This is a genomic window from Enterobacter cloacae complex sp. HYC080_NIDB, assembly GCF_056673325.1.
Genome location: NZ_CP114212.1, coordinates 2,336,677 through 2,354,836 on the forward strand (window position 1 = coordinate 2,336,677; position 18,160 = coordinate 2,354,836).

The following is an 18,160-nucleotide window of genomic DNA, read 5'->3' on the forward strand; positions in this document are numbered from 1 at the left end:
GGTTAACGCTATTCGTGTATAGAAATGCCAAAAGGCCGCGGGGATCGCTCCCCGCGGCAGGGTTTTACGCAATTAACAGTTGATGATTTGCCAGCAGCGTCGCCAGATCCGTCTGCACGCCGTTCAGCGTCACCAGAGTGGTTGGCGAGAACTGGCCGCCGGTACCGTCCAGGTCAACCTGGATCTCGGTATTGCTGCCGTTTTGCACCACGCGGATGTAATCGGTGATATTGCCCGCGCTACTGTCCAGCGTCGCCACGCCGTTCACATAGCTCGCTGAGCCCGTGCCGGTATAGCCGCTGTCTGAGAGCAGATCGCGCAGGTCAATACGGTCCGTGTCCGCCGTCCCTTCCCAGGTGCCGACGGTAAAGCCGTTCACCACATCGTGACCGTTACCGCCCGTGGCATCCGACGCGTTGATCAGCTTGTAGAGCAACGTATCGTGACCGCCGCTGCCGATGTTGAAGGTGTCATTCCCGCCGCGGCCTTCGAACCGGTTATCAGCGCTGTTGCCGGTGATAACATCGTCGAAGTCCGAACCGTTAATGCCTTCAATATTCAACAGCCGTGTGGTACCAAAGCCAGTGTCCTGTGCGGTTGAAAGGCGCAGGTCAACGGTCACGCCGGAGGTCGCATTGCGGTAATCCACCACGTCCATCCCACCGGTGTTGCTCCAGGTGTCGTAGTCGGAATGGGTATTCCAGCCGCCGGAGCCGTTGTAGGTATAGGTGCCATCTTCTGCAATGAAGGTGTCGTTATACCCGGTCCCGGTGATTGTCCCGCTGTGGCCGCCGGTCGCCGCTTCGGCCGTCAGGACGTAGCCCTCTTTGCCGTTGCCCGCGTCCAGACCGCTCCACGTGACGTTATCCGACACACCGTTGGTGATCTTCACAATCTCTGCCGAGTAGGTTTCATTCGGATCCAGACCGTAGAAGCTCACCAGCGCAGAGGTATCGTTCGACCCGATACCGGACTGGGCGTTGATGATCTGCGAGGCCACCAGCACGCCAGCGGCGTTATACAGGTTGACCGTGTTGCCGTAGTAAGCGTTGATACCCTCGCTATCGACAATGTGCAGATGCATCGCGGTGCCGTCCGCAATGGTTTTGCTGTTCTGAACCAGCACCACCTTGCCGTTCTGCTGAGACACCAGCAGATCCTTCGCGCCGTCCCAGTTGTAGTCCACCGCGGCCACGCCGGTAGCGTAGGCGATACCGGATGCCAGCTGGCTGGAGGTCCAGGTGGAACCGTACCCGTTGTTGGTGAACAGGGTCGCCGTTTGTGACGCGCCGTAGGTGCTGAGCTTGATGATGTCCATCTGCCCGTCGCCGTTCCAGTCCACCGCCACCGACAGATACCCCGCCGACGCGTTAGAGGCTTCCACCGCGCTCTTGGTGGTTGAGAGCTTCCCGGTGCCGTCGTTGTAGTAGATCACCCCGCCGTTGTTGTTGTAGCTGCTGCCCAGGTACAGATCCATGTAGCCATCGCCGTTGAAGTCTGCCCACGTCATGGACGCCGCCGTGGTGGTGTTCGCGGCGTTGACCACAAACACGTTGGTCAGGTTCTGGCCGATAGAGAGCGTGCCGTTGCCGTTGTTGTTGATTACGGTTAACGAGTACGCGCCGCTGCGGTTGGTGTGCTGAACAATATCCACCGTACCGTCGTTGTTCAGGTCAACGCCGGAGATTTCACGCATGGTGGTGAATTGTCCCCAGAAACCTGCGCCGCCGTTGGTGCCGTCGGGCGACAGTACCCCGTTGTTGTTGATCAGGTATGTAATGGAGTCTGCACCCGCATCGCCGTAGGCCAAATCCAGATAACCATCACCGGTTTTGTCGTACGCAATCACGCCGCCGTACCAGATGGTAGTGCCCATTCCCAGCTGGCTGGCGTTATAGGTGCTACCATCGTAGGTCCACATCACCTGCGTGGATCCCGCGTAGGTGTTCTCCGTGGCGAAAATGTCCTGCGTGCCGTTACGGTCAAAGTCAGCGGCGGTCTGGCTCACCACGTAGTAATTACGGGTGTTGGTCAGCGTATTTCCGGCATAGGTCGAGCTATCGCTGCTGGAGTAAGACTGGCCGTTCGCAATGATATTCCACAGACCGCTGCTGTTCATGCCAAGGGTCATGGTGGAGTTGTTGCTGTTCCCCGCCGTGGTTGCCCAGTCGGTATTCACCGTGGTGGTGTCAATCACCAGGCTGCCGGTGGTCGTCCCGGTGGTATTGCCGTTACCCGCGCTGCTCTTCACCTGCGCCGTCACGCTGTAGCTCGCGACGTTCAGCGCATCGCTGTCCGGGATCTGCAGATACCAGGTGTTGTGATCCGGATCGACCACCACCGCACCGCCCGTCTGAGAGGTGTAGGTTTTCCCGTTCACCGTCACCACCAGATACTCACCGTTCACCAGATCGGCGGAGACGGTCCCGCTGACGATCGGCGTGGTATCCGACGTGGTCTGCGCGGTAATCGCCGCCGTGGTGGTCGGTATGCTGGTATCCACGCTCAGCACAAAGCCGTCCGATTCCGTATAGTTACCGGCCTTGTCGGTGACACGCACAATGTAGGTGTGATTGCCATCGCTCAGGCCGTTATCCTGGAAGGACCAGCTTGCGCTGCCGTTCATGGTCACCTGGCCGAGCAAGACGCCATCGCGGTAAAGCTGGACGATCTCGCCGTCGTCCGGGGCGCGGTTGAGCGTCCCGTTGATCACCGGTGAGTTATCGTCAGTGGCGACCGAGCTGCCAAAGGTGCCCGTACGTTCCCCTTCAACGTCGGTATAGCTCACGACCGTTCCCACCGTGTCTGGCGGCGTGGTATCCACCGTCACCACCTGCGACGCGGTAGAGCCCACGTTGCCCGCCTGGTCTATGATCCGCACCTGGTAGGTGTAATCGCCGTCCGCCAGATCGCGGGTATCGGTGTAGCTCCAGCGCTGGTTGGTGACCGTGGCGTCAGACCAGGTATTCCCGCCGTCAAGGCTTATCTGCACGCGCTCGTCGTTTGCCAGCGCGTTGCCCAGCGAGCCGTTAATGGTCAGCGTGGTGTCCATCGTGATGAAATCACTCCCGGACTGACCGGTATCTTCACTGATGCTGTCGATGGTGATGCCATACTGCGGCGCCTGAGTATCCACCGTCACCGCCTGCGAGGTAGTTGCCCCGACGTTACCCGCCTGGTCAATCACCCGCACCTGGTAGTTATGGCTACCGTCGGTCAGGGTACGCGTATCGCTGTAGCTCCACTGGGTCCCGCTCACGGTGGCATACACCCAGGTGGTGCCGCCATCCATGCTCACCTGAACGAACTCACCCGCCCCCAGCTCTGCGCCAAGCGTGCCGTGCAGCGTGTACGAGGTCGAACTGGTCAGGAAGTCATTGTTGTCAAACCCGGTGTCGACGGTAATGTTATCCACGGTCACCGTAATCGCCGCATCCGGGGCGACCGTATCAACGGTCACCTGCTGATGAGCGCTGGCCCCCACGTTGCCCGCCGCATCCACCACGCGAACGTAGTAGTCATAGGTCTGGTTCCCGAGCGTGCGGCTGTCGACGTAGTACCAGCTGTTGCCGGTCACAATCACGTTCTGCCAGGTGACGCCGCCGTCGATGCTGATCTGGGCGTACTCGCCGTCAGCCAGCGTCGCGCCGAGCGAGCCGTGCAGCGTCAGGGACGTATCGTTGGTGATAAAGTCGCTGCTGCTCAGGCCGGTATCGTCGCTGATGCGGTCGATGACGATGGTTTTGCTGGCGTCCGGCGCGACGGTATCAATGGTCACTACCTGGCTGGTGGTGGCGCTGATATTCCCCGCGTCGTCAATCACGCGCAGCTGGTAGTTGTAATCTCCGTCGGCCAGCGTACGGTCATCGACATACGTCCAGCTCAGCCCGCTGACGCTGACGTCGGTCCAGGTCAGACCGCCGTCGAGGCTGATCTGCGCGTGGTCACCGCTGCCCAGCGCCGCGCCGAGCGTCCCTTTCAGGCTGATCTGGTTGTCGCTGGTGATGAAGTCACTGTCGGACAGGCCGGTATCCTGGGAAACGGAATCCACGGTAATGGTCGTTGCCGCCGGTTTCGTCAGATCAATGACCACGTCCTGGCTGTCCGTTGACCCCACGTTGCCCGCATTATCAATCACCCGCACCTGATACTGATAGGTCCCGTCGGTCAGGGTGCGGCCGTCCGTATAACGCCATGTGGTGCCGGTCACGGTCAGGTCAATCCAGGTGGTGCCACCGTCGAGGCTGATCTGCGCCTTCTCGTTATTGCCGAGCTGCGCGGTCAGCGAGCCGTTGACCACGACCTGAGCGTCGTTGGTGATGAAATCACTCGCGCTCAGGCCGGTGTCGTTTTGAAGAGAATCAATGCTGATGCCCATCGACGGCGCGGTGAGATCCACGGTGACGCTGTGGTTATCGCTGCCGCTGTTGCCGATGGTGTTGCTGACCTGCGCGTTAATGACGTACGAACCGCCGTCCGCCAGCGCGGTCACGTCTGCGCTTCCGACCGTATAGCGCCAGGTACCGTCATTCTGAACGGTCGCCGTGTAGGTTTTACCGTTCAGCGTGATGGTCACCGTCTGGCCCGCAGGCGCGTCGGTGGTGCCGCTGATGACCAGCGGCGTGCCGTGTTCGGCGGCGCTGACAATGTCATCTTCCGCAAAGGTGTTGATGGTGATAGTTGGGACGTCACCGTTCAGCGTTACGTCGTGCGTTGCGCTGCCCGGGTTACCCGCTTTATCACTCACCGTGGCGGTAATCGCGTACTGCCCGTCGCTCAGGCCGAGGAAGTCACGGCCCGGCACGAAGACCGACCACGATCCGTCTGCCCCGACGGTGGCCTGATAGCTGTGCCCGTTGAAGGAGACGGTCACCGTCTGGCCCTGTTCCGCCGTGGTGGTACCGCTGATGGTCTGGCCCGTCAGCTGCTCGGCATTGTTAACGATGTCGTCATCGGCCACGGTGCTGATGGTCACGGTCGGCGCGACGGTATCCACCGTTAAGGTGTGCGTCGTCTGACCGCTGTTCCCGGCTTTGTCGTTGACCGAGGCGGTCATCGTCAGCGCCCCCTGGCTCAGCGCGGCCAGATCCGCCGCGGGTACGTCCACCGTCCAGGTGCCGTCGTTGGCCACGGTAGCGGTATAGGTTTTGCCGCCCAGCGTCACGGTAACGGTCTGGCCGGCCTCGGCGCTGGAGGCACCGTGAACCGTCAGCGGCTGCTGCGCTTCTGCCGCGTTCAGCACATCGTCACCCGACAGCGTCGCAATGCTTACCACCGGCGCGGTGGTATTTACGCTGATGTCGTGCGTTGCCGAGGCGCTGTTACCCGCGCTGTCCTGCGCCGAAACAGACACCTGATAGCGTGCGCCATCGGCCAGTGCGCCTACGTCGGCGGCCGGGACGGTAGTCGTCCAGGTGCCGTCGCTCTGAATCGTGGCGGTGTAGGTCTTGCCGTTCAGGGTCACGGTCACCTGCGTACCGCTGGCAAACTGGGCGCTGGAGCCATTAATCACCAGCGCATTACCCGCTTCTGCCGCGTTGATAACGTCATCGCCGCTGAGGGTATTTACCGTCAACGCCACGGAGGCGGTGTTGACCACCACGTCGTGCGTCTGGGTGCTGCTGTTGCCCGCGCTGTCGGTAATGGTTGCGCTCAGCGTCACTGTGCCGTCGGTCAGGGCGGAAATCACGCTGGCCGGCACGCCCACGCTCCAGTTGCCGCTGGCGTCAACGGTGGTGGTGTACTGGTTCGAACCCAGCGTAATGACCACTTTATCCCCGACGTTCGCGCCGGTTGCCGTGCCGCTGACGATCTGCGCCTGTCCGTGTTCCACGCTGTTGATCACGTCATCGCCCGCCACAACGTTAACGCTGACGGTCGGTGGCGTGGTATCAAGCGTAATCGCTTTACCCGCGCTGCCCGGGTTACCCGCCGCGTCGCTCACGCTGACCTGCACGGTATAGCCGTTATCCGCCAGTGCGGAGAGATCGGTGCCCGGCACGTTGACGCTCCAGATACCGCCCTGCTGCACCTGCGCGGTGTAGCTCTTACCGCCCAACGTCACGGTAACCGTCTGCCCGGCTTCCGCGGTGGTGGTACCGGAGATGGCCACGCCTGCGGACGCTTCGCTGGCGTTGATCACGTTATCGCCCGCGACCGTATCAATGGTGACGGCTGGCGCGGTGGCATCCACGCTGTACTCGCGGCCCGCAGAGGCGCTGTTGCCGTTCACGTTAGTCACGCTCACCTGCACGCTGGCATCGCCGTCTTTGAGGCCCGCCAGATCTGCGGAAGGCACGGTAGCCGTCCAGTTGCCGTCGGCATCCACTTTCGCGGTGTACGTCTTCCCGGCGAAGGTGATGGTAACGGTCTGGTTTTCCTCAACGTTCGACGTACTACCTGAAAGCACCAGATCCGCGCCTTTCTCCGCCGCGTTAATCACGTCGTCGGTAGCAATCGCATCAATGCTGATGGCGACCGCGGCCAGATCCACGTTCACATCGTGGCTGATGGAGACCGGGTTACCCGCGGTGCTTTGGCCTGCCACGTTAACGGTGACCGTGCCTGCTGCCAGCGCACCCACGTCTGCCGCCGGGATTGCCGCGCTCCAGGTACCGTCTGCCAGCACGGAGGCGGCATACGTTTTGCCGTTGACGGTCACGGTGAGCGTGGTTCCCACCGCCAGCCCGTCGCTGGAGCCGGTAACGATCAGGTTCTGACCGTGTTCGATGCTGTTGATCACGTCGTCACCCGCGACGGTATCAACGCGCAGGCCCGGCAGACTGGCGTCTATAGCGATTTCGCGCTCGCCCGCCCCGGTATTGCCGTGGCCGTTGGTCACGGTCGCTGACACCGTCAAATCGCCGTTGCCCAGCGCCGTCAGAACAGACTCCGGCACGCTCACGGACCAGGTCAGATCGTTCTGCACCGTCGCGGTGTAGCTGTTACCGCCAAGGGTCACGGTGACGATATTACCCGCCTCCGCGTTCGTTACGCTGCCGCTGATGGTCTGGCCTGAAGCCACTTCCGCCGCGTTAATGACGTTATCGCCCGCCACGGTGTTGATAGTGACCGTTGGCAGCGCGGTATCCACCAGCAGGTTCGCGGTGTTGCTGACGCTGTTGCCCACGCCGTTGGTCGCCGTCGCGCTCAGGGTGTAGTTGGCCTGACCGAGACCCGCCAGATCTGCCGCCGGAACGGTCAGGCTCCAGCTGCCGTCCGCCGCCGTGGTGGCGGTGTACTGCTTGCCGTTCAGGGTCACGGTGACCACGGTGCCTTCTGCCAGGTTGGCGCTGGTGCCGCTGACGCTCAGGTCCTGGCCTTTCTCCACCGCGTTCAGCACGTTGTCGCCGCTGAGGGTGTTGAAGCCGACCGACGGCAGGCCGGTATCGACGGTCACGTTATGGCTGCCGGTGCCGGTATTGCCTGCGGCATCGGTGACTGACGCCGTGACGGTTACGGTGCCGTCGCTGAGGCCGGAAATCACGCTCGCCGGTACGCCCACGCTCCAGTTGCCCGCCGCGTCCAGCACCGTGGTGTACGTCTGGCCGCCGAGGGTGACGGTGACCTTATCGCCCGCTGCCGCCCCGGTGGCGGAACCGCTGATAATCTGCGCCTGAGCGTGCTCCGCGATGTTAATCACGTCGTCGCCCGCCACGGTGTTGATGGTGACCGCTGGCACGGTGATATCTACCGTCAGGTTATGGTCAACGGAAGCAGGGTTACCCGCTTTGTCGCTCACGCTCGCGGTCACGGTCACGCTGCCGTCGCCAAGCGCCGCAACATCCGCCGCCGGAACGTTCAGCGTCCAGCTGCCGTCCGCGCTGACGGTTGCGGTGTAGTCTTTACCGTTCAGGCTTACGGTCACCGTCTGGCCCGCCTCGGCGGTGCTGGTGCCGGACACGGTCAGATCGCTCTTCGCTTCGGCCGCATTGAGAATGTCGTCACCCGCGATCGTGTTGATGGTCACGGACGGCGCGGTGGCGTCCACGCTGTACTCGCGGCCCGCCGAGGCGCTGTTGCCGTTAACGTTTGTGACGCTCACCTGCACGCTGGCGTCGCCGTCCTTAAGGTGTGCCAGATCCGCGGACGGTACGGTATACGTCCAGTTGCCGCTGTCATCAACGGTAGTGGTGTAGATCTTGCCGTTCAGGCTCAGGGTCACGGTCTGCCCGGCTTCCACGTTGGTGGTCGCACCGGACAGCACCAGATCTGCCCCTTTCTCCGCCGCATTGATCACGTCGTCGGTGGCGATGGCGTTGATGCTGATGGCAACGGTCGCCAGATCCACCGTCACGTCGTGGCTGATGCTAATCGTGTTACCCGCCGCGCTGTCGCCGGTGACGCTGATTTTCACGCTGCCTTCCGGCCACGCGCTCACGTCGGCAGACGGGATCGCCGCGCTCCAGGTGCCGTCCGCCAGCACCGTAGCCGCATAATCTTTGCCGTTAACGGTGACGGTCAGCGCCGTGCCCGCCGCCAGTCCGTCGCTGGATCCAGTGACGATCAGGTTTTGCGCATGTTCGATGCTGTTGACCACGTCGTCGCCCGCCACGGTATCGACGCGCAGGCCCGGCAGGTTAGCGTCTATAACGATTTCGCGTTCGCCGGAACCGGTGTTGCCGTGGCCGTTGGTCACGGTCGCCGTCACGCTCAGGCTGCCGTTGCCCAGCGCGGTCAGCACGTCAGACGGTACGTTTACGGACCAGCTCAGATCGTTCTGTACCGTCGCGGTGTAGGTATTGCCGCCAAGGGTGATGGTCACGGTGTTACCCGCTTCGGCATTCGCCACGGTACCGCTCAGGGTTTGCCCGGCCGCCACTTCCGCCGCGTTAATAACGTTATCGCCCGCCACGGTGTTGATGGTGACGGTCGGCAGCGCAGTATCCACCAGCAGGTTCGCGGTGTTGCTGACGCTGTTGCCCACGCCGTTGGTCGCCGTCGCGCTCAGGGTGTAGTTGGCCTGACCGAGACCCGCCAGATCTGCCGCCGGAACCGTCAGGCTCCAGCTGCCGTCCGCCGCCGTGGTGGCGGTGTACTGCTTGCCGTTCAGGGTCACGGTGACCACGGTGCCTTCTGCCAGGTTGGCGCTGGTGCCGCTGACGCTCAGGTCCTGGCCTTTCTCCACCGCGTTCAGCACGTTGTCGCCGCTGAGGGTGTTGAAGCCGACCGACGGCAGGCCGGTATCGACGGTCACGTTATGGCTGCCGGTGCCGGTATTGCCTGCGGCATCGGTGACTGACGCCGTGACGGTTACGGTGCCGTCGCTAAGGCCGGAAATCACGCTCGCCGGGACGCCCACGCTCCAGTTGCCCGCCGCGTCCAGCACCTTGGTGTACGTCTGGCCGCCGAGGGTGACGGTGACCTTATCGCCCGCTGCCGCCCCGGTGGCGGAACCGCTGATAATCTGCGCCTGAGCGTGCTCCGCGATGTTAATCACGTCGTCGCCCGCCACGGTGTTGATGGTGACCGCTGGCACGGTGATATCTACCGTCAGGTTATGGTCAACGGAAGCAGGGTTACCCGCTTTGTCGCTCACGCTCGCGGTCACGGTCACGCTGCCGTCGCCAAGCGCCGCAACATCCGCCGCCGGAACGTTCAGCGTCCAGTTGCCGTCCGCGCTGACGGTTGCGGTGTAGTCTTTACCGTTCAGGCTTACGGTCACCGTCTGGCCCGCCTCGGCGGTGCTGGTGCCGGACACGATCAGGTCACTCTTCGCTTCGGCCGCATTGAGAATGTCGTCACCCGCGATCGTGTTGATGGTCACGGACGGCGCAGTGGCGTCCACGCTGTACTCGCGGCCCGCCGACGCGCTGTTGCCGTTCACGTTAGTGACGCTCACCTGTACGCTGGCGTCGCCGTCTTTCAGACCTGCCAGATCGCCCGCTGGCACCGTGGCGGTCCATTTACCCTCAGCATCCACCGTGGCGGTATAATTCTTGCCGCCAAAGGTAATGGTGACGGTCTGGTTTGCTTCCACGTTCGAGGTGGTGCCGGAGAGCACCAGCTCCGCGCCCTTCTCGGCCGCGTTAATCACATCGTCTGAAGCGATGGCGTCAATGCTGATGGCAACGGTCGCCAGATCCACCGTCACATCGTGATTAATGGAAACCGGGTTACCCGCACCGTTCTGGCCTGCCACGGTAACGGTCACCGTGCCTGCCGCCAGGGCACCCACATCCGCCGCCGGGATCGCCGCACTCCAGGTGCCGTCAGCCAGGACGGTCGCCGGGTAGGTTTTATTGTTCACGGTGACGGTCAGCGCCGTGCCCGCCGTCAGCCCGTCGCTTGTACCCGTAATAATCAGGTTTTGATTATGTTCGATGCTGTTGATCACATCGTCGCCCGCGACGGTATCGACGCGCAGCCCAGGCAGGTTAGCGTCGATAGTGATATCGCGCTCAGCGGAGCCGCTGTTACCCACGCCGTTGGTTACGCTGGCAGATACGGTCAACTCGCCGTTGCCCAGCGCTGTCAGTTCGGCTTGCGTCACGTTAACGGACCAAGTGAGATCGCTCTGGACCGTCGCGGTATACGTTTTGCCTCCGAGAGTCACGGTAACCGTGTTGCCTGCTTCGGCATTGACTACCGAGCCGCTGATGCTCTGGCCTGCCGCCAGTTCAGCTGCGTTAATGACGTCATCGCCCGCCACGGTGTTGATAATGACACCCGGCAGAACGGACTCGACATTCACGGTATGAGAGGTACTGGTGCTGTTGCCAACGCCGTCCGTTGCTGACGCGGTAACGGTGTAAAGCGCTTCACCCAGCTGACCGACCTGATCCGCCGGAACCGTGGTCGTCCATTTACCGTTAGCGTCCACCGTTGCGCCGTACGCTTTGCCGTTGAGCATCACGGTCACCGCCGCGCCTGCCGCCAGGCCGGAAGCCGTACCGGAGATCGTCAGATCCTGGGTTTTCTCTGAACTGTTGATCACATCATCACCGGAAACGGTGTCAATGGTCAGCACCGGCGCGCTCAGGTTTACCTCCACGCTGTGTGTGGTGCTGTTACTGTTGCCCGCTTTATCGGTCAGCGCCGCGGTGATGGTGTAATCTCCCGCGGTCAACGCGGTCACATCCGCCGCCGGTACGCCCACGCTCCAGTTGCCGGAGGCATCCAGAGTGGCTGTGTATGATTTGTTGTTGATCGTCACGGTGACCACATCACCCGCCGCCGCGCCGGACACAGAACCGGTGACAATCAGCGCCTGCGCATGTTCGGCGCTGTTGATCACATCGTCGTCGGATACGGTGTGGATGGTCAGCTGTGGAACGGTGGTATCAACCAGCACGTCGCGATCGGTAGAGGCCGGGTTGCCCGCTTTATCCGCGACGGCGGCGCTGACGGTGTAGTTACCGTCAGCAATCGCGCCCAGATCCGCAGACGGCACGGTTACGCTCCAGCTGCCGTTTGCCGCTACGGTGGTGGTGTAGTCTTTACCGTTCAGCGTGACCGTCACCGTCTGGCCCGCTTCGGCGTTGGTCACGCCATTAATGACCAGATCCTGCTGCGCTTCGGCCGCATTGATGATGTTGTTGTCGCTGATGATGTCAATCGAGACCGTCGGCGCCGTCGCGTCCACGCTGTACTCACGGCCAGCTGACGCGCTGTTGCCGTTCACGTTGGTCACGCTCACCTGTACGCTGGCGTCGCCGTCTTTCAGGCTGCCCAAATCGGCAGACGGTACGGTGGTCGTCCAGTTGCCGCTGGCATCGACCGTCGCGGTGTACGACTTGCCGCCGAAGGTAATGGTGACGGTCTGGTTAGCTTCCACATTGGTGGTGGAGCCGGACAGGACCAGGTCCGCGCCTTTTTCCGTCGCGTTAATCACGTCGTCGGTGGCAATCGGGTTAATGCTGATGGCGACTGCGGCCAAATCTACCTTCACGTCGTGGCTGATGGTGACCGGCGTGCCCGCCGTGCTCTGGCCGTTAACCGTTACGGTGACCGTGCCTGTGCCCAGCGCGCTAACGTCTGCCGCCGGGATCGCCGCCGCCCAGGTGCCGTCTGCCAGCACGGTTGCCGCGTAGGTTTTTCCGTTGACGGTTACCGTGAGTGCCGAACCGGCTGCCAGGCCATCGCTTGACCCGGTGATAATCAGGTTTTGCGCATGTTCGATGCTGTTAATCACATCGTCGCCCGCGACGGTATCGACGCGCAGACCGGGCAGGCTGGCATCGATGGTGATGTCGCGCTCGCCGGTGCCGGTATTGCCATGGCCGTTGGTGACGCTGGCGGACACCGTCAGATCGCCGTTACCGATGGCGGTTAAGACCGTGGACGGCACGTTGACCGACCAGCTCAGGTCGTCCTGTACCGTGGCGGTGTAGATATTGCCACCGATGGAAATAGTGACAGTGTCACCGCTCACTGCCCCGCTCACTTTCCCGCTCAGGGTCTGGCCTGCGGCGACCTCTGCCGCATTAATCACATCATCCGTGGCGACAGGATTAATGGTCACCACCGGGAGCGCGCTGTCGACCACAACGCTGTGACTGGTACTCGCGCTGTTACCTGCCGCGTCGGTCACGTTTGCCGTCACGGCGTAGCTCGCTTCGCCCAGCGCCGAGACGTTTGCCGCCGGTACGGTGACGCTCCAGTTGCCGCTGGCGTCCGTGATGGCGGTGTAACTGATGCCGTTCAGGGTCACCGTAATGGTGGTGCCGTCCGGCTGGTTACTGCTGCCGGAAACCAGCAGGTCCTGGCCTTTTTCGGCCGCGTTGATCACGTCGTCAACCGCCAGGGTATTGATGGCAATCACCGGCGCGGTCAGGGAGACCTCAACGTCATGCGTTGCGGTGGTGCTGTTACCCGCTTTATCGGTGAGTGTCGCCGCAATCGTCAGGTTGCCGTTCACCAGCGCGCCCACGTCCGTTGCCGGAACGCCCACGCTCCAGCTCCCGGACGCATCCAGCATTGCGGTGTAGTCTTTCCCGTTCAGGGTCACCGTGATGACATCGCCCGCCTGCGCGCCCGTCACCTTACCGGAGACGATCAGCGCCTGACCGTGCTCAGCAATGTTCACGATGTCATCGCCCGCGACGATGTTGAAGCTAATCTGTGGCACGGTGGTATCCACCAGAACGGAGGCATCCGCGCTTGTCGGGTTACCGGCTTTATCGGAAACCGATGCCGTGACCGTGGCGTTACCGTCGCTGATGCCTGCCAGATCCGCCGCCGGCACGTTGAGTGTCCAGCTGCCGTCCGCCTGCACCTGCGCGGTGTACTGCTTGCCGTTGAACGAGACCGTCACCGTCTGGCCGGCTTCGGCCGTGGTGGAGCCGCTCAGGGTCAAATCCTGCCCCGCCTCAGCCGCGTTGAGCATATTGTCATTGCTGATGGTGTTGATGCTGACCGTTGGCGCAGTGGTATCGACGCTGAATTCCTGCGCGGACGATGCCGCGTTGCCGTTCGCGTTGGTGACGTTAACCTGCACGCTGGCGTCGCCGTCTTTCAGGCCGCTCAGATCGGCTGCCGGTACGGTATACGTCCAGTCGCCGTTGGCATCTACGGTCGTGGTCCAGGTTTTACCCGCAAAGGTAATGGTCACGGTCTGACCCGCTTCCACATTGGAGGTGGTGCCGGAAAGCAGCAGATCCTGACCTTTTTCCGCCGCGTTGAGCACGTTATCGTCGGTCACGCTGCTGATGGTGATGGCGACAGGCGCGAGATCGACATCCACAACGGTGCCTATAGTCACCGGGTTGCCGGAGGTATCCTGTGCGCTTGCCTTGATATCGAGCGCACCCTCCGCCCACTGCGACACATCCGCGGCCGGGATCGCCGCCTTCCAGGTGCCGTCCGCCAGCACGGTGGCGAAATAGTTGCTGCCGTTAATGGTTACCGTGACGGTGCTGCCCGCGACCAGATCGGTGCTGGAGCCGGACACAATCAGGTTTTGACCGTGTTCGATGATGTTAATCACGTCATCGCCCGCCACGGTGTCAATACGCAGTCCAGGAAGCTGGGCGTCGATGGTGAAGTCCAGAGAGGATGAGCCGGTATTACCGTGGGCGTTGGTGACGCTGGCTGACAGCGTCAAATCGCCATTGCCGAGCGCGGTTAACTGGCCCTCGCTTAACGGCAGGCTCCAGGTGAGATCGTCCTGCACGGTGGCCGTGTATGTCGGGCCGCCAAGGATAATCGTGACAGTGTCACCTGGCGCCGCGTGAGTCACTTTACCGGTCAGGGTTTGCCCTGCCGCAACCTCCGCTGCGTTAACGATATTATCGCCCGCCAGGGTATTGATCGTCACAACCGGCAGCGAACTGTCCACCAGCACATCGTGACTTGCAGAGGCGCTGTTGCCCACGCTGTCGGTCACGTTCGCCGTCACGGTGTAATGCGCTTCGCCCAGTGCACCTACCGCCGTCGCCGGTACGGTGACGCTCCAGTTACCGCTGGCATCTGCAATAGCCGTGTAGTCGATGCCGTTCAGGGTGACGGTGATACGGGTTCCTTCCGGCTGGTTGCTGGTACCGGAGAGTTGCAGATCCTGACCTTTCTCGGTCGCATTGATCACGTCATCTGCTGCCAGGGTACTAATACCGATGACCGGCGTCACGGTATTCACCACCACATCCAGCGAACTGCTTCCGGTATTACCGGACCTGTCGGTCACGGAGACGTCGATGGTCCAGGTACCGTCGGCCAGCCCCTGCACCACGGACGCTGGCAGACCGAGGCTCCAGTTGCCCGCCGCATCCACCACGGTGGTGTAATCCACATTGTTGATGGTGATGGTCACCCGGTCGCCCGCTGCCGCGCCGGTCACGGAGCCGCTCAGGATCTGCGCCTGAGAATGGGCAAGCTGGTTAATGGTGTTGGTGGCGGTGACAAAGTCGTTGATGGTCACCTGCGGCACGGTTGCGTCTACCAGACCGACGCGATCGGCGCTGCTGGTGTTACCCGCCACGTCGCTCACGCTGGCCGTCACGGTCACGATACCGTCGGCCAGAGCGCCAACGTCAGCCGCCGGAACGCTCAACTGCCAGGTACCGTCCGTCTGGACCGTGGTCTGGTACGTTTTGCCGTTCAGCGTTACGGTGACCGTCTGGCCCGATTCTGCCGTGCTGCTGCCGCTTAAGACTAAATCCTGCTGCGCTTCGGCCGCATTAATGATGTTATCCGCGGTCAGGTTATCGAGGGTAATCGCTGGCGGCAGGGTATCCACCGTGACCACGCGCGACGCGTCGGCAGTGTTACCGTTGATGTTGGTGACGCTGACGCTCACCTGTGCGCGACCGTCGATCAGCGTGTCCATCGCGCTGGCCGGTACGGTCAGGCTCCAGGAGCCATCCTGCTGCACCTGGGCGGTGAAGGTCTGGTCGGCGAATTTCACCACCACGGTCTGCCCCGCTTCCACGCCCTGCGTCTGGCCGGACAGGGTTAAATCGCTGCCTTTTTCTGTCGCGTTGAGCATGTCATCGCTGGAGACGGTATCAATGGTGACCGCCACGGCGTTGAGGTCGAGTTCAATCGGGTGTTCTGCCGAAACGGTGTTGTTCCAGGCATCTTTCGCGCTGACGTTGACCGTCACCTCGCCCGCCGTCCAGGCCTGAAGATCCGCAGCCGGAACGCCAATCTGCCAGTTGCCGCTGGCGTTAACCGCGGTGACGTACTCGACGCTATTGATGGTAACGACAATCTGTGTGCCCGCAGCCAGATGGGTGCTGGCACCGGTGACGGTCAGATCGTGCTGCTGTTCGATGGCGTTGATCACGTCATCGCCGGAAATGGTGTTCACGCGCAGACCCGGCAGCTGAGCGTTGATGTTGATATCACGCTCGCCGGTGCCGGTATTACCGTGCCCGTTGGTTACCGATGCGGTGAAGGTTAAATCACCATCGCCGAACGTCTGAAGATCCGCCGACGGAATGGTGACGCTCCAGGTGAGATCGCTGCCTACCGTGGCGCTGTAGCTCTTACCGCCCACGGTAACAGACACCGTATCGCCCGCCGCCGCGCCGGTAACGCGACCGCTGAGGGTTTGATCCACGCCCGCTTCGGCGTTATTGACCAGGTTGTCGCCTGCAAAGGTGTTGATAATGACCTGCGGCAGCACGGTATCCACCAGCAGATTCGCTTCGGCAGAACCGCTGTTGCCCACGCTGTCGGTGCCGCTAACGGTAACGGTGTAAAGCGTGTTCGCCAGATTCAACACGTCGGAAACCGGCACCTGGATGGACCAGATACCGTTTTCGACGGTGGCCGGATAATTCACGTTATTCAGCGTGACGGTGATGGTGCTGCCGTCAGGCAGATTGCTGGTGCCGGACAGGCTCAGCGGCTGCATCGTCTCCTGGGCATTCAGCACGTTATCCTGGCTGATGGCGTCAATCGTGAATTCCGGCGGGTTGCCGCTCAGCGTGATGCCGTGCGTGGCGCTGCTGGTGTTGCCTGCCGCATTGGTCACGGACACCGAAAGGGTGTGGTGGCCTTCTCCCAGCGCACCCACAACGGACGCCGGGACGCCTACGCTCCAGCTGCCGTCTGCCAGCACCACGCCGGTGAAGGTCTTACCGCCCACGGTCACGGTCACCACATCGCCTGCGGCGGCACCGCTCGCCTGGCCGGAGATAATCTGTGCCTGGCCCTGCTCGCTGGTATTGAGAATATCATCGCCCGCCACGGTGTGAATGGTAATGACCGGCGCCGCAGTATGAACCGAGAAATCTGCCGTCGCTGATGTACCGTTACCCGCTTTGTCACTGACGTTCACCGTCAGGGTGTGGTTGCCCTCACTGAGAGCCTGCACCTCGCTGGCGGCAAGCGTGACGGACCAGGTGCCATCGCTGCCCACCGTGGCGTTATAGTTTTTGCCGTTCAGCGTTACCGTCACAATTTGTCCGGCTTCCGCGTTGGTTTTACCGGTCAGCGTCAGCGGCTGGTTGTGCTCGGCGGCATTGATGATATTGTCCTGCGCGAGCGTATCGACAGAGAGCGTTGGCGCAGCGGTATCCACGCCAATCGTCTGGCTTCCGCTCACGGTATTCCCCGCCGCGTCTTTGCCGCTGACGTTGACCGTCCAGGTGCCATCGCCCAGCGCCTGCGCGTCTGCCGCTGGCACTTTTACGCTCCACGCGCCGTTGGCCCCTACTTCCGCCGTGTAGGTTTTACCGTTCAGCGTCACGGAAACGTCGGTTCCCTTCGCCAGATGCTGGCTGCTGCCGGACAGCGTAAAACCGGCAGACTGCTCGCTGGCGTTTATCACGTTGTCACCCGCCGTTGTCGCCAGCGTAATGGTGGCCTCGGCCGTGGAGACGGTTACCGTGATGCTGCCTGCAGAGGTGGTTTTGCTGCCGTCGATCTGCACGACCGACCACGTATGCTCTCCGTCAGACTGGGTCGGGAGTTTCACCGTCCAGGTGCCGTCTTTACCCACCATCGCGCTGGCAATGGTGCTTCCGCTGCTGTCTTTGATCTGAATGGTCGCGCCCGGTTGGCCGCTACCGCTAAAGGTCGGGGTGTTATCGTCCGTGATCGCGTTCGCGCTCAGCACACCCTGCTTGTCACCCACCTTGTCCGACAGCAAAAAGGTCGGCGTGGCACTTTCCACTTCTTTGGTATTATCAATGACTTTCGTTTTCGTTTCGCCGTCACCACCGTTGGCCAGCAGCGCCCCGATGGCGCCACCGCCTAAGGCAGCACCCGCAATCCAGCCCCACGGCGCATCGCTCAGGACACTTTCCTGCTCAAGGAAAGGTTCAATGCTGCTAATGGGTGTGGCCTGGGCGGTTAACTCAGTGACAGCAGCGCCAGACACTTCCCCGGCATCGGCAAAAGAAATATGCGTCAGTTCCTGATGATCGTTGAATACCAGCTCTGACTGATGATGGGTTTCAGGATCTTCGACAAAATAGTTATTACAGCGAATAACGCTGCCATCTTTCATATAAATGAGAAGGTCTTTACCCTGGCGGACATAACGCACCACATCCTGAGCTGAGCCCTGGATTTCAATCACACTCGGCGATGAAATGGATACCGAGAGATTTCCGTCTCCGGTTAATTTCGTTTTTTCTGCCGTTTTGCGAATGATGACATCAACAACCTTTACGTTACTCATATTCTTCTCCTTGCAGGTGTGCGGATTCCTGTGGATATGTCCACCAGATGGATGTAGCTATCCCTGGGAAAAAACACCCATTATTTTCAG

1 protein-coding gene is annotated in these 18,160 nt (G+C 61.7%); it reads right to left on the reverse strand.

What is annotated here, in order from left to right; genetic code table 11:
* Positions 1–64 precede the first annotated feature (64 nt).
* On the reverse strand, positions 65–18,070 hold the full coding sequence (locus tag O1723_RS11065) for an Ig-like domain-containing protein (RefSeq protein ID WP_248190558.1): 18,006 nt from the start codon (positions 18,068–18,070) through the stop codon (positions 65–67).
* Positions 18,071–18,160: the final 90 nt, after the last annotated feature.

What these genes read in the sequence shown, in the direction of transcription:
- O1723_RS11065 (WP_248190558.1), bottom strand. Translation starts at nt 18,070, where the DNA reads ATGAGTAACGTAAAGGTTGTTGATGTCATCATTCGCAAAACGGCAGAA.